The organism is Collinsella sp. AM28-11LB, assembly GCF_003469895.1.
GTDB lineage: Bacteria > Actinomycetota > Coriobacteriia > Coriobacteriales > Coriobacteriaceae > Collinsella.
Genome location: NZ_QSKJ01000006.1, coordinates 125,006 through 137,904, shown reverse-complemented (window position 1 = coordinate 137,904; position 12,899 = coordinate 125,006). Strand labels below are relative to the sequence as shown.

At 60.7% G+C, this 12,899-nt stretch carries 12 protein-coding genes; all 12 read left to right on the top strand.

The genetic code is table 11. The features are described from left to right. Nucleotides 1–2 precede the first annotated feature (2 nt). The 12 genes from DW732_RS05880 to tpiA all read left to right on the top strand — a co-directional run bounded on the left by DW732_RS05880 (nt 3) and on the right by tpiA (nt 12,897). A complete protein-coding gene (locus tag DW732_RS05880) occupies nt 3–2,018 on the top strand; it encodes a dipeptide/oligopeptide/nickel ABC transporter permease/ATP-binding protein (protein ID WP_118099042.1) in 2,016 nt (671 codons plus the stop codon). Beyond that, on the top strand, nt 2,019–2,846 hold the full coding sequence (locus tag DW732_RS05875; protein ID WP_006236159.1) for an ABC transporter ATP-binding protein: 828 nt from the start codon (nt 2,019–2,021) through the stop codon (nt 2,844–2,846). It begins immediately after the preceding gene. An 80-nt stretch (nt 2,847–2,926) separates the two neighbouring features. Next, nucleotides 2,927–3,904, top strand: coding sequence for an acetylxylan esterase (locus DW732_RS05870; RefSeq protein WP_117763871.1), 978 nt, complete (start codon nt 2,927–2,929; stop codon nt 3,902–3,904). After that, complete coding sequence (locus DW732_RS05865) at nt 3,897–4,748, top strand: acetylxylan esterase (protein ID WP_118099041.1); 852 nt, start codon at nt 3,897–3,899, stop codon at nt 4,746–4,748. The genes DW732_RS05870 and DW732_RS05865 overlap by 8 nt, the downstream gene beginning before the upstream one ends. A 68-nt stretch (nt 4,749–4,816) precedes the next feature. Continuing rightward, complete coding sequence (locus DW732_RS05860) at nt 4,817–5,737, top strand: dihydrodipicolinate synthase family protein (RefSeq protein WP_117735348.1); 921 nt, start codon at nt 4,817–4,819, stop codon at nt 5,735–5,737. A gap of 170 nt (nt 5,738–5,907) precedes the next feature. Next, a complete protein-coding gene (locus DW732_RS05855; protein ID WP_117735347.1) occupies nt 5,908–6,873 on the top strand; it encodes an ROK family protein in 966 nt (321 codons plus the stop codon). A 70-nt stretch (nt 6,874–6,943) separates the two neighbouring features. Then, nucleotides 6,944–7,630, top strand: a complete 687-nt coding sequence (locus DW732_RS05850) for an N-acetylmannosamine-6-phosphate 2-epimerase (protein ID WP_118099040.1) — start codon at nt 6,944–6,946, stop codon at nt 7,628–7,630. Nucleotides 7,631–7,730: 100 nt separating this feature from the next. Continuing rightward, on the top strand, nt 7,731–8,651 hold the full coding sequence (rapZ, locus tag DW732_RS05845; protein ID WP_022094878.1) for an RNase adapter RapZ: 921 nt from the start codon (nt 7,731–7,733) through the stop codon (nt 8,649–8,651). 6 nt (nt 8,652–8,657) lie between these two features. Next, nucleotides 8,658–9,587, top strand: a complete 930-nt coding sequence (gene whiA, locus DW732_RS05840) for a DNA-binding protein WhiA (protein ID WP_117735345.1) — start codon at nt 8,658–8,660, stop codon at nt 9,585–9,587. Between the two features lie 193 nt (nt 9,588–9,780). Then, on the top strand, nt 9,781–10,806 hold the full coding sequence (gene gap, locus DW732_RS05835; protein WP_117735344.1) for a type I glyceraldehyde-3-phosphate dehydrogenase: 1,026 nt from the start codon (nt 9,781–9,783) through the stop codon (nt 10,804–10,806). A gap of 140 nt (nt 10,807–10,946) precedes the next feature. Further along, complete coding sequence (pgk, locus tag DW732_RS05830) at nt 10,947–12,137, top strand: phosphoglycerate kinase (protein WP_118099039.1); 1,191 nt, start codon at nt 10,947–10,949, stop codon at nt 12,135–12,137. Continuing rightward, entirely contained in the window at nt 12,130–12,897 is a 768-nt protein-coding gene (gene tpiA / locus DW732_RS05825) for a triose-phosphate isomerase (protein ID WP_022094882.1), read from the top strand. Before pgk ends, tpiA begins: the two co-directional genes overlap by 8 nt. Nucleotides 12,898–12,899 lie beyond the last annotated feature (2 nt).

The following is a 12,899-nucleotide window of genomic DNA, read 5'->3' as shown; positions in this document are numbered from 1 at the left end:
TTATGGTAAAGATTCGAGAGAAGCAAACCGAGCAGCTCGAGAAGGCTGCTTCCAAGGGGCTTAAGCTCGGTGGCTGGAAGAAGATGGCGCTATCTTCTAAGATTGCCGCCGTCGTGCTGGTGCTGGTCGCCCTGACTGCGATCCTGGCACCCCTGCTTGCCCCCTATAGCCCGGTCGATATTTTCACCGCGCGCCAGGCGCCTGGTGGCGGCTTTATCTTCGGTACCGACGACAAGGGCCGCGACATCCTTTCGCGTATGCTCTACGGCGGCCGTTACTCGCTGATCATCGGCTTTGGTGCTACCGCCATGGCTTTGGTCTGCGGCTCTGTTGTCGGCGCTCTTGCGGCGGTTTCGCGCAAGTCTGTCTCTGAGGCGATCATGCGTATCCTGGACATCATCATGTCCATCCCGGGTATCGCCCTCGCAGCCGTCTTCGTTTCCATCCTGGGCAATTCCGTGCCGTCGATCATCTTTGCGATCGGCTTTATGTACACCCCGCAGATCGCCCGTATCGTGCGCGCCAACATCGTGTCCGAGTACGGCGAGGACTATGTCCGCGCGGTCATCGTGTCCGGCGCCAAGGCTCCGTGGATTCTGATCAAGCATGTTCTGCGCAACTGCATCGCCCCGATCATGGTCTTTACCGTCACCCTGGTCGCAGACGCCATCATCTTCGAGGCTTCGCTGACCTTCATCGGCGCTGGCATCCAGGAGCCCACCGCTACGTGGGGCAACATTCTTGCCGACGCCCGCGGTGGCGTGCTCGCCGGCCGTTGGTGGCAGGCGCTGTTCCCGGGCCTGGCCATTATGATCACCTGCCTGGCACTCAACATCCTGTCCGAGGGCATTACCGACGCTATGGCCGCCGCTCCCTCCGCTGCCCTGGATCCGACCGATTCTTCCAAGCGCCGCGAGGCCGACCTGCTGGTCTCCGACCCCGTTCGTGCCTACAAGGAGCAGGCTCAGTCCCTCTCCGCTCGCCTTGGCGCCCTGCGCGATGTCGAGCTCAAGCGTAACGACCGCCACGTGCCCGATGAGTCTGTCGAGCCGATCCTTTCGGTCCGCGATTTCTGCATCCAGTTTGAGCACCACGGTGATATCAACGTCGTCGACCATGTCAACTTTGATGTTCGCCCCGGTCAGACCATGGGTCTGGTGGGCGAGTCCGGTTGCGGTAAGTCCATCACCACGCTGGCCATCATGGGCCTGACCGATGAGGACGAGCATCTTTCCGGCGAGGTCCTCTGGGAAGGCCGTGACCTGCTCAAGATGAGCAAGAAGGAGTGGTTCGGCCTGCGCGGTACCGATATCGCCATGGTTTATCAGGACGCTCTGTCCTCGCTCAACCCCTCGATGCTCATCTCCGCTCAGATGAAGCAGCTCACCAAGCGCGGCGGCACCCGCAGCGCCGAGGAGCTCCTGGAGCTCGTTGGCCTCGATCCCAAGCGTACGCTCGAGAGCTATCCGCACGAGCTTTCCGGCGGCCAGCGTCAGCGCGTCCTGATCGCTATGGCCCTTACCCGCGACCCCAAGCTGGTTATCTGCGACGAGCCCACGACCGCTCTGGACGTTACCGTCCAGAAGCAGGTCATCAAGCTGCTCAACGATCTTCAGGCCAAGCTCGGCTTTGCCATGATCTTCGTCTCGCATGACTTGGCTCTGGTCGCCGAGGTTGCCCATAACATCACGGTTATGTACGCCGGTCAGGTTATCGAGCAGGCGCCCACCAAGGAGCTGCTCACCAACCCGATCCACGAGTACACCCGCGGTCTTCTGGGCTCCGTTCTGTCCATCGAGAGCGGTTCGGGCCGCCTGCACCAGGTGCCCGGCGCCGTTCCGAGCCCGCGCGATTTCCCCAAGGGCGATCGCTTCGCGCCCCGCTCGAGCCATCCGCGAATTGGCCTGGACACCCGTCCGGTCTTCAAGCGCGTACCTGGCACCGAGCACTTCTATTCCGAGCTCCCCGACGAGGTGCTCAAGGCAAATGGTTTGACCCCTCACGCGGAGGCGATGTAGATGAGCGAGACCGCAGTTAACGGCGTCGAGCCGATCATCTTCCTTGATGATGTTCACGTCACCTTTAGGACCCGTACCGGCTCGATTCTGCACCCCAACCTGGTTCACGCCGTCCAGGGTGTAACGATTAAGCTCATGCCCGGACAGACCATCGGCATCGTCGGCGAGTCCGGTTGCGGCAAGTCCACCACCGCCAACGTCATGTGCGGCCTGCAGGCCCCCACGAGCGGCAAGGTCTACTTTAAGGGCAAGGACGTTACCAAGCGTACCGCCGAGGACCGTCGCCACATGGGTCGCGTCATCTCGGTCGTGTTCCAAAACCCGGCCACGGCGCTCAACCCTCGCATGGTCGTTCGCGAGCAGTTGCTCGACCCCATGCGCGTCCACAACCTGGGCACCGAGGCAGAGCAGGAGAAGCGCGTCAAGGAGCTCCTGGAGCTCACCGGTCTGCCCAGCTCTGCCGCCGAGGTTCTTCCCGGCCAGCTTTCGGGTGGTCAGCGCCAGCGCGTGGCAATTGCCCGTGCCCTGTCGCTGAACCCCGACGCTATCATCGCTGATGAGCCCACCTCGGCTCTGGACGTTTCGGTCCGCGCGCAGATTCTCAACCTGCTGACCGACCTTAAGAAGGAGCTCGGCCTGGCCATGGTGTTCATTAGCCATGACATCCAGACGGTCCGCTATATATCCGACGACATCATCGTCATGAATGGTGGCAAGATCGTCGAGCAGGGCGAGGCCAAGCAGGTCTTCCAGCACCCCCAGGACCCCTACACCAAGATGCTGCTCGGCGCTGCGCCGTCGCTGCTGCACCCCAAGCTCGGCGAGTAAGTTCGCTTTCCCTCCCGTGCGCCCGGTTCCCTTGCCGGGCGCACCTCCGTTGCGATTTCGAAAGGTTGGGTTCACGAGCCATGCCAAGTGCTCAGGAGCTACAGCAGCAATTTGGTGAATATCGAGGCGCCATGCCCCGTCCATCAGATTTCGATTTCTTTTGGAAAGATCGCATGGCCGAGGCCGACGCCGTTGGGCTTGACTATGCGATTGAGGCGGCATCGGTCGCCGATGCTGTGACTTGCCAGCTATTCGACCTCTGGTTTACCGGTATGTGCGGCGCCCGCCTGCATGCCAAGTACCTTAAGCCCGTCTCGGACGAGCCCGTGCCATTGGTGCTTCAGTTCCATGGGTATCCGGGTGCAAGCCGCAGCTGGTTTGAGCAGGCGTCGTTTGCTGGTATGGGCATGGCGCTGATCGCTCTCGATTGTCCTGGCCAAGGAGGTCCCTCCGAGGACATTGGTGGATTTGAGGGCACAACGGTCGCGGGCCATATCGTCGCCGGTATCGACGGCGACCCGGCCAACCTCTACTATGTCCGCTTGCATCAGGACATCCGCATCCTATGCCGTATCGTTCGCGAGCTCGAGGGCATCGATTTTGCCCGCGTATTTGTGAATGGCGCATCGCAGGGCGGCGGCTTGGGTATTGCGACCTGCGCGCTTAACAGCGAGCTTATCAATCGCGCCGCCATCCTCTATCCCTTCCTGTCGGATTTCCGCCTGGTCTGGGATTTGGATGCCGATGATATTGCCTACGAGGGCCTTCGCTATTGGTCGCGCTGGTTTGATGAGGACTCGACTCGTATTGATGAAGCCTATGCAAAGCTTGCGTACTTCGACTCCAAGAACTTCGCCCCCATGGTCAAATGCCCCGTGCTGTTTGGCACGGGAACTGCCGATATCGTTTGCCCGCCGGCAACGCAGTTTGCGGTCTACAACAACCTGACCTGCGAGAAGCGCCATGAGTTCTTTGAGGGCTTTGGCCACGAGGAGATTCAGGACTTTGACGATCTGATCATTCCGTTTTTCTGCAAGGGAGGGGAGGCTCATGTCTAAGTGCGAAAGCAATGTCGATGAGCTGATTGTCCCCGAGCTTACGGGGATTCCCGGGACGGTTTCGTCAAAGCTCTCCGATTTCCGGGATTGGCGCGGCGATACTTCGGTGGATATTTCCGATTTGTGTACAGCCGTATCGAATCCTGAGGTTTGCGGGTTGACCGTTACGGCGATTGATTTCGTCAATCCGTGCGCGCGCTACTCCGAGGTCTCCTTTGAGGTCGGCGGGGATGTCGTACACGGCCGCCTGATTGAGCCCGCTGGTCGCGCCCGGACATCCGAGCTTGTGCCGCTGTGCCTGATGTTCCATGACATTGACCGGCCCGTGCGTGGATGGCATCACATGACGAGGTTTGCCGCCATGGGATATGCCGTGCTTGCGCTGGACGATGATGTGATTGGGTGCAGCGATCTGCAGCAGGGGATCACCTCGCCTGCTTTTGTCAAACGCATCCGTTGGGGCTGCGCGTTGTCGAAGGTCGCACGCAATCTTGACAGCGTGGATCCCGACCGCATGTTTGCATGGGGCGAGGGTCTTGGCGGAGGAGTCGCGCTGGCGGTTTGTGCTCTGGACGAGCGGGGCCTTGCCTGCGCGGCAGTTGCCAATCCGCTTCCCGGCGGCCTCGAGGCACTGTCGTCTCGGGTGCGCGGATCGGTACTCATGGGCACATCGCTCATGGATGCCGTGAGTGCTCCCAAGGGCCAGTTTGCCGTATTCAACGGTCTTGAGTGTGACCGGAGGCATATCATCTATGCCAAATACGCTCATGAGCGCATCAATGCGTTCGAAAACGAAGTCGTCGACTTCTTTAACCAAACGTTCTACCCGTGTTCTTTGGCCTAGGCGGCCTGGACACTGCCAACAAGAGTGGGTGGCATAGGGCCGCCCGCTAGACAACTAAGGAGATTCTTGTGGCAACTCAGCAATTCACCGGCGTTATTCCCCCCGTCGTTGTTCCCGATACCGAAGACCATCAGCTCGACGTTGCCTCCTTTGAGCGCAGCATCAACCGCATGATCGACGCCGGCGTCGACGGTCTGTTCTTCTTGGGCTCTTCGGGCGAGGTCGTATTCTCCACCGACGAGCGTCGTCGCCAGATCATCGCCGAGGCCGTCCGTATCGTCGACCACCGTGTGCCTGTCCTGGTCGGCATCATCGATACCGAGACCGAGCGCATGATCGAGCACGGTAAGGTCGCTCAGGAACTGGGCGCCGATGCCCTCGTCGCCACCTGCCCGTTCTATGCCCTGCAGGGCATGACCGAGGTCGAGGAGCACTTCCGCATCCTGCACGAGGAGCTCGACCTGCCCATCTTTGCCTATGACATTCCCGTCTGCGTTCACACCAAGCTCCCTTGGAAGCTCCTTGCCAAGCTCGGCGCCGAGGGCGTCCTTGCTGGCGTTAAGGATTCCTCGGGTGATGACATCTCGTTCCGCTACCTCGTTCAGGAGAACGAGAAGAACGGCCATCCGATGAGCATCCTCACCGGTCACGAGGTCGTTGTCGACGGCGCTTACCTTGGTGGCGCCGACGGTTCCGTCCCGGGTCTCGCCAACGTTGAGCCCGAGGGCTACGTGCGTCAGTGGAAGGCCGCTCAGGCTGGTGACTGGGCTACCGTCAAGGCCGAGCAGGATCGCCTCAATGAGATTTCGCACATCTGGGATGTCACCTCGGGCGTCCAGGGCTATGCCGGTGGCGTCGGCGCCTTCAAGACCGCTATGAACCTCATGGGTATCTTCGACAGCCCGACCATGCCGCGCCCGGTGAAGGCCATGACCGGCGAGAACGTCGAGGCGATCAGGAAGGTTCTCCAGGACAACGGTCTGCTGTAAAGCTTCCCCAGGCACCCGATCTTGGGGCTCAAGTGGTCGGGCGTGACCCATTAGGTCAACGCCCGACCACTTTCGCCCCAACCTCGGGCAGCTGGGAAACCTTTATCAACCTGTGGCGATAATTCTGCCCTCATTTCCTGTAGTTGTTTTAATCTCCTAAGGAGAGCGACATGGAGAACAAGTACGTTTGCTCCGTCGATATCGGCGGCACCAAGATTGCGACTGCCATTATGGAGTATCCGACTGATGGCGGCGTGCCCCATCCGGTCTTTGAAGCTGAGGTTCCCACCGAGGCCCAAGAGGGCGGCGAGGCCGTCTTCCAGCGTATCGAGGCGTCCATCAAGGCTGCTCTCGAGGCGAATCCCGATGTCGAGGTCCTTGGCGTCGGTATCGGTGCCGCCGGCGTCGTCGATCCCAAGACGGGCGCCATCGCGTATGCCAATGAGATCATGCCCGGCTGGTCCGGCGTTCAGTTGGGGCCACGTCTGCGCGAGGACCTCGGTCTTCCCGTTGCCGTTGTAGGCGACGTGCAGGCTCATGCTCTGGGCGAGGCCCACTGGGGCGTCGGCAAGGGCAAGTTCTCCGTCTTGTGTCTTGGCATCGGTACGGGCATCGGCGGCGCATATGTCGAGAACGGCCGCGTGATGCAGGGCTTCCATGGTGCTGCTGGCCATATGGGCCACATCGAGTGCTCGGCTGCCGCCGGCATTCCCTGCGCCTGCGGGCGTTCTGGCCATCTGGAGTCGGTTGCTTCGGGCACTTCCATTGGTCGAATGTATGACGAGCGCTTTGGTCGCGTTGACCCCAGCCGTCCTTCTGTCGGACGCGACGTAAACGACCTGTGCCGTGCGGGCGACGCAAAGGCGACCGAGGTCATCCATGACGCCGGCTTTGCGCTGGGTGCCAGCTTGGGCTCGCTCGCTAACATCCTGGACCCTGAGGTCATCGTGCTTTCGGGCGGCGTGATTCACCAAGGTCCCGATTGGCGTTCGCAGACATGGAAGGATTCGGTGCACGAGGGCTATGCCAGCCAGGCGCTCGATCCGCTTCAGGACACGCCGATCCTCATCGGTTCTCTGGAGGGCGATGCTCCGCTCATCGGTGCCGCTGAGCATCTTCTCGCCTCGTTGAAGTAAACGTATCTGCTGTAGGAGCCTCCCGAGACAACACGCCTCGGGAGGCTGTTCTGAGAAAGGTTGCAGCCTTATGACCGTCGATCCTTTGATTCAATCCCTGAAGGGCAAGCTCGTCGTGAGCGTTCAGGCGTATATGGGCGAGCCGCTTCGTACGCCCGAGACCATGGCGCAAATGTCTCGCGCTTGCGAGCTCGGCGGAGCCGCCGCTATTCGCTGCCAGGGCCTTGCCGACATTGCCGCCATTAAGGGTCGCTGTGAGGTTCCCGTCATCGGCCTGTGGAAGGATGGGCATGAGGGCGTCTACATCACGCCGACGCTGCGTCACGCCCGCGCCTGCGTCGCTGCCGGTGCCGATATCGTGGCGATCGACGCAACCGATCGTCCGCGCCCCGATGGCAAGACGGTCGAGGATACCTTCCGCCCGCTGCACGAGGAGGGTGTGCTCCTGATGGCGGACTGTGCCACCATCGAGGACATTCGCCGTGCGGTTGGTATGGGCTTCGACCTGGTATCCACCACGCTCTCTCATGGTGTCGCCGCCATCGACTGCACCATGGCCGATGGCCCCGATCTGCCGCTCCTGCGTCAGGCGACCGAGGAATTCCCCGGCCTTCCCATCATTTGCGAGGGTCGCGTGCATACGCCCGAGGAGGCTCGCGCCGCGATCGATGCTGGCGCCTGGGCCGTTGTCGTCGGCACCGCCATCACGCACCCAACGAGTATTACGAGTTGGTTCAAGGCTGCGCTTGAGGCGTAAGACAGGCCTCGTATCCGCTCGGGGCGGTATACTCAATATAGGCAATTGACCGCGCGGGATCCGGGTTGCTGGGTCCCGCGCTTGTTTTAGGAGGCAGCACATGCAAAAGGGAGATGCCATGGATGCGGCGGAGCGCTCGGAGCGCATCCCCGATATCGTCATCATCACCGGAATGTCCGGATCGGGCCGAACGCAGGCCATGCATGTGTTCGAGGACATGGGTTACTTTTGCATCGACAACTTGCCTCCGCGTCTGATCGCCCAGCTTGCCGAACTCGTCGGCATCAATACGGGCGTGGGCAGGCATCTTGCCGTCACCTGCGATTTGCGTAGCCAGGGACTGTTTGACGAGTTGCTCGATGCGGTCGCTGCGCTCGAAGAGCGCGAGATGAGCTGCGACATCGTGTTCCTGGAGGCTTCTGACGAGGTGCTGATCCGTCGTTATAGCGAAAACCGCCGCCGCCATCCCATTGCCAAGCCGGGGGAGACTACGGCCGACGCGATTCAGCGCGAGCGCCTGCAGCTGCAGGGCGTGCGCGATCGAGCCGATATGATCATCGACACGAGCCGCCTGCGCACCTCTGCCCTGCGCAACAAATTGCGCATGGCGTTCTCCGAGTTGTCCGACCAGCAGCTCATGGACGTTCACGTGTTCTCGTTTGGCTTTAAGCACGGTATGCCCGTCGAGGCGGACATCATGATCGACGTTCGCTTCCTGCCCAATCCGTTCTACGATCCCGAGATGCGCACCATGACCGGTCTCGATAAGAAAGTCTCCGACTTTGTTCTGGACCATCCTAAAACCCAGGAGTTCTGGAAGGCCTGGACGCAGCTGCTCGATACGGTCATGCCCGGCTATATCGCGGAGGGCAAGCCGCAGCTTTCTATTGCAATCGGTTGCACGGGCGGCCAACACCGCAGCGTTGCCATCGCCGAGGCCACGGCACGTTATTTGGAAGGTGCCCAGTATCACGTGAGCATTTCCCATCGCGACCTGTCGCGCGCGAACACGAAAGCATAGGCCTGCATGTCGTTTACCGCGGAGGTGCGTGACGAGCTCGCGCGCTGCGAACCTGAATGTGAATACTGCGATTTGTCGACGCTTGCCGCCCTGACGCGCGTGAGCGGTACACTTTCGCTGGCCGGCTCCGGGCGGTATCGTTTGACGGTCGCGACCGAGACGGGCGCCGTCGCGCGCACGATGATCACACTGACGCATCGCATCCTTAAGCTCAAAACGGAATTCACCGTTCGTAAATCGGTCTTGCATAAGGTCCGTAACTATCTCATTACCCTGCCCGATCAACCCGACCTGGACAAGGCTCTGGTGCTGCTGGGCATTCTCGACCGCAGGGGAGGGCTCGTCGCCGGTGTTCCCCGGCACATCGTTGCCCGTCCCTGCTGCAGGCTTGCCTACATCCGCGGCGCGCTCATCGCTGGCGGTTTCGTGGCCGATCCCCGCGGCGACTTTCATTTGGAGATCGCGGTGCAGGGCGAGCAGTATGCCCGGGGACTCTGCGATCTATTGGAGCAGATCGGGGTCCATGCGCGCGTTAACGCGCGGCGCGGATCCTTTGCTGTCTACATTAAGAGCGCCGAGGAGATCGAGCATCTTTTAAAGCTGATTGGTGCCAAGCGCAGCGTTGCCGAGATTGAGGAAGCGCGCGCGGTCAAGTTGGTTAAGAACGATGTGAACCGTCGCGTGAATGCCGAGCTCGCCAACCAGACCAGAAGCGCCGGTGCTGCCCAACATCAGCTTGCGTTGATCGATGAGCTCGAGCAGCGTGGCCTTCGCGATGAGCTTCCGGATGCATTGGCGGTCTTTTGCGACCTGCGCGAGCGCTACCCCGATCTGTCGCTGCGTGATTTGGGGGAGATGGCTGACCCTCCCTTGTCGAAGTCGGCCCTCTACCATCGAGTTTTGAGGCTTGAAAAGCTCATTGAAGCAAATAGGTAGTTTAAAGTATCGACGTATATACGGATTTAGCTGCTATTTTATTCTTTAAAACGTTTTAACGTAAATTTGATTTTCAATTTCGACCATTCTCGTGAAATTCAAGTCCAAAAAAAGGTATATTAGGCGAGTGGTTAGTTTGTGGGCCTCAACGGCAGGCGCTGTAGCTTGCGGGGGCCTTACGAAAGGAGACACAATGGCAGTAAAGGTTGCTATTAACGGCTTCGGTCGCATCGGTCGTCTGGCCTTCCGTCAGATGTTCGGTCATGAGGGCTCCGAGATCGTCGCTATCAACGACCTCACCTCTCCCGACATGCTCGCTTACCTGCTGAAGTACGACTCCACGCAGGGCAACTACGCTCGCGATCACGAGGTCGTTGCTGGCGAGGATTCCATCACCGTTGACGGCAAGGAGATCAAGATCTACAAGGAGGCCGACGCCAACAACCTGCCTTGGGGCGACCTCGACGTCGACGTCGTTCTCGAGTGCACCGGCTTCTACACCAGCAAGGCTAAGGCTCAGGCCCACATCAACGCTGGCGCCAAGAAGGTCGTCATCTCCGCTCCGGCTGGCAGCGATCTGCCCACCATCGTGTACAACGTCAACCACGAGACGCTGACCGCTGAGGACAACATCATCTCTGCTGCTTCCTGCACCACCAACTGCCTCGCCCCGATGGCCAAGGGTCTGAACGACTTCGCTCCCATCGTGTCCGGCATCATGACCACCATTCACGCCTGGACTGGCGACCAGATGCCGCTCGACGGCCCGCAGCGCAAGGGCAACAAGCGTCGTAGCCGCGCCTGCGCCGTCAACATCGTCCCCAACTCCACCGGTGCTGCCAAGGCTATCGGCCTGGTTCTCCCCGAGCTCAACGGTAAGCTCATCGGTGCCGCTCAGCGCGTCCCGACGCCGACCGGCTCCATCACCAACCTCTACGCTGTCGTTGACAAGAAGGTCACTGTCGACGAGGTCAACGCTGCTATGAAGGCCTACGCTGCCACCATCTCTGAGACCTTCGGTTACAACGAGGACGACATCGTCTCCACCGACATTATCGGCGAGACCCACGGCTCCATCTTCGACGCCACTCAGACCATGTGCTCTGACCTCGGCAACGGCCAGACCCTCGTTCAGGTCACCTCTTGGTACGACAACGAGAACTCTTACACCTCTCAGATGGTCCGCACCATCAAGTACTTCGAGAAGTTCGTTGCTTAATTTAGCTTTTAGCGAATAGCTCGTTGAGCGTCTAAAGAAGGGCGCGGCCTTATAGGGCTTACACCCTAAGGTCGCGCCCTTTTTATAGGAAATCGTCTGCCGTAATGGAAGGCAGACACGTACGAAAGGTAGAAGCAAACATGGCCTTTACCAAGAAGACCGTCCGCGACATCGATGTCGACGGCAAGCGCGTTCTCGTCCGCGTTGACTTCAACGTGCCTATCAAGGATGGCGTCGTTGGCGACACCACCCGCATCAAGGCTGCCCTGCCCACCATCAACTATCTCGTTGAGCACAATGCTCGCGTCATCCTCATGAGCCACCTCGGCCGTCCCGAGGGCACCGGCTTCCAGCCCGAGCTGTCCCTCGAGCCCGTCGCCAAGAAGCTTGCTGAGCTCTCTGGTCTCGACGTTGCCTTTGTCGCCGACACCTACGGCGAGAAGGCTGCTGAGGCTGTCGCCGCCGTCGAGCCGGGCAAGGTCCTCGTTCTCGAGAACGTCCGTTTTGACAAGCGTGAGAAGAAGAACGATCCCGAGATCGCCAAGATCCTCGCTTCCTATGGCGACGTCTTCGTCCTCGATGCCTTCGGTACCGCTCACCGCGCCCAGGGTTCCGTTGTGGGCCCCGCCGCTTACCTGCCCGCAGTCGCTGGCTTCCTGCTCGAGAAGGAGGTCGACACGCTGACCGGCATCTTCGCCGAGCCCGAGCGCCCCTTCGTCGCTATCGTCGGCGGTTCCAAGGTTTCCTCCAAGATTGGCGTTCTCGATCACCTCATCGACTCCGCTGATACCCTGATCATCGGTGGCGGCATGGCCTACACCTTCTTCCTGGCTCAGGGCCTGACCGTCGGTCAGTCCCTCAAGGAAGAGGACTGGGTCGAGCGCGCCGGCGAGATGCTCAAGAAGGCCGAGGAGAAGGGCGTCAAGATCCTGCTCCCCATCGACAACCGCGTTGCCGATCACTTTGGCGAGAACGCTGTCCCCGAGGTTGTCGCTTCCGACGCTATCCCCGATGACCGCGAGGGCATGGACATCGGCCCCAAGACCGAGGAGCTCTACGCCGAGGCCGTCAAGGGCGCCAAGACTGTGTTCTGGAATGGCCCCATGGGCGTCTTCGAGTTCGACAACTTCGCTCACGGCACTCAGGCTATCGCCGAAGCTGTCGCCGAGGCCGACTGCACCTCGATCATCGGCGGCGGCGACTCTGTCGCAGCTGTCAACAAGTTCAACCTGGCCGACAAGATGAGCTGGATCTCCACCGGTGGTGGCGCTTCCATGGAGCTCGTCGAGGGTAAGGCCCTGCCCGGAGTGGAGGCGCTTCTCGATGCCTAATCGCACCCTTCTTATCGCTGGTAACTGGAAGATGAACAACGACGTCGCCGAGGCCGCCAAGCTCGCCGACGAGCTGGCTCAGGCTCTGCCCGAGGTTCCGGCTGGCGTCGAGGTGCTCGTGTGCCCTCCGACCATCGACATCACCACGGTTCATGACCGCATTCAGGCTGCCCCCATTGCCCTCGGTGCACAGAACGTGTACTGGGAGGCCAAGGGTGCCTTCACCGGTGAGTCCTCTTGCGATATGCTCAAGTCCGCTGGCTGCACCTACTGCATCATCGGTCACTCCGAGCGTCGCGACTACTTCCACGAGACCGATGAGGACCAGAACAAGAAGGCCAAGGCTCTCGTTGCCGCTGGTCTTGTTCCCGTCTTCTGCTGCGGCGAGTCCCTCGAGGTCCGCGAGGCTGGCACCTATGTCGAGCACGTCGTGAACCAGGTCAAGGCTGGCCTTGCTGGTCTTGAGATCACCTGCCCCAAGCAGGTCGTCGTCGCTTACGAGCCCATCTGGGCCATCGGCACCGGCAAGACCGCTACCGCTGAGGACGCTCAGGAGGTCTGCGGCGCTATCCGTGAGACCCTCAAGGAGATGTTCGGCGAGGAGCTCGCTAACGGCATCCGCGTTCTCTATGGTGGCTCTGCCAAGCCCGGCAACATCGCCGAGCTCGTCGCCAAGCCCGACGTTGACGGCGCCCTCGTGGGCGGCGCTTCGCTCAAGGCTGCCGACTTCGCCTCTATGGTCGTCAAGGCAGGCGAGTAGGA

Bases quoted from the DNA above. Each gene is read 5' to 3' on its own strand.
- DW732_RS05880 (WP_118099042.1), top strand. From the start codon at position 3: ATGGTAAAGATTCGAGAGAAGCAAACCGAGCAGCTCGAGAAGGCTGCT.
- DW732_RS05875 (WP_006236159.1), top strand. From the start codon at position 2,019: ATGAGCGAGACCGCAGTTAACGGCGTCGAGCCGATCATCTTCCTTGAT.
- DW732_RS05870 (WP_117763871.1), top strand. From the start codon at position 2,927: ATGCCAAGTGCTCAGGAGCTACAGCAGCAATTTGGTGAATATCGAGGC.
- DW732_RS05865 (WP_118099041.1), top strand. From the start codon at position 3,897: ATGTCTAAGTGCGAAAGCAATGTCGATGAGCTGATTGTCCCCGAGCTT.
- DW732_RS05855 (WP_117735347.1), top strand. From the start codon at position 5,908: ATGGAGAACAAGTACGTTTGCTCCGTCGATATCGGCGGCACCAAGATT.
- DW732_RS05850 (WP_118099040.1), top strand. From the start codon at position 6,944: ATGACCGTCGATCCTTTGATTCAATCCCTGAAGGGCAAGCTCGTCGTG.
- rapZ (WP_022094878.1), top strand. From the start codon at position 7,731: ATGCAAAAGGGAGATGCCATGGATGCGGCGGAGCGCTCGGAGCGCATC.
- whiA (WP_117735345.1), top strand. From the start codon at position 8,658: ATGTCGTTTACCGCGGAGGTGCGTGACGAGCTCGCGCGCTGCGAACCT.
- gap (WP_117735344.1), top strand. From the start codon at position 9,781: ATGGCAGTAAAGGTTGCTATTAACGGCTTCGGTCGCATCGGTCGTCTG.
- pgk (WP_118099039.1), top strand. From the start codon at position 10,947: ATGGCCTTTACCAAGAAGACCGTCCGCGACATCGATGTCGACGGCAAG.
- tpiA (WP_022094882.1), top strand. From the start codon at position 12,130: ATGCCTAATCGCACCCTTCTTATCGCTGGTAACTGGAAGATGAACAAC.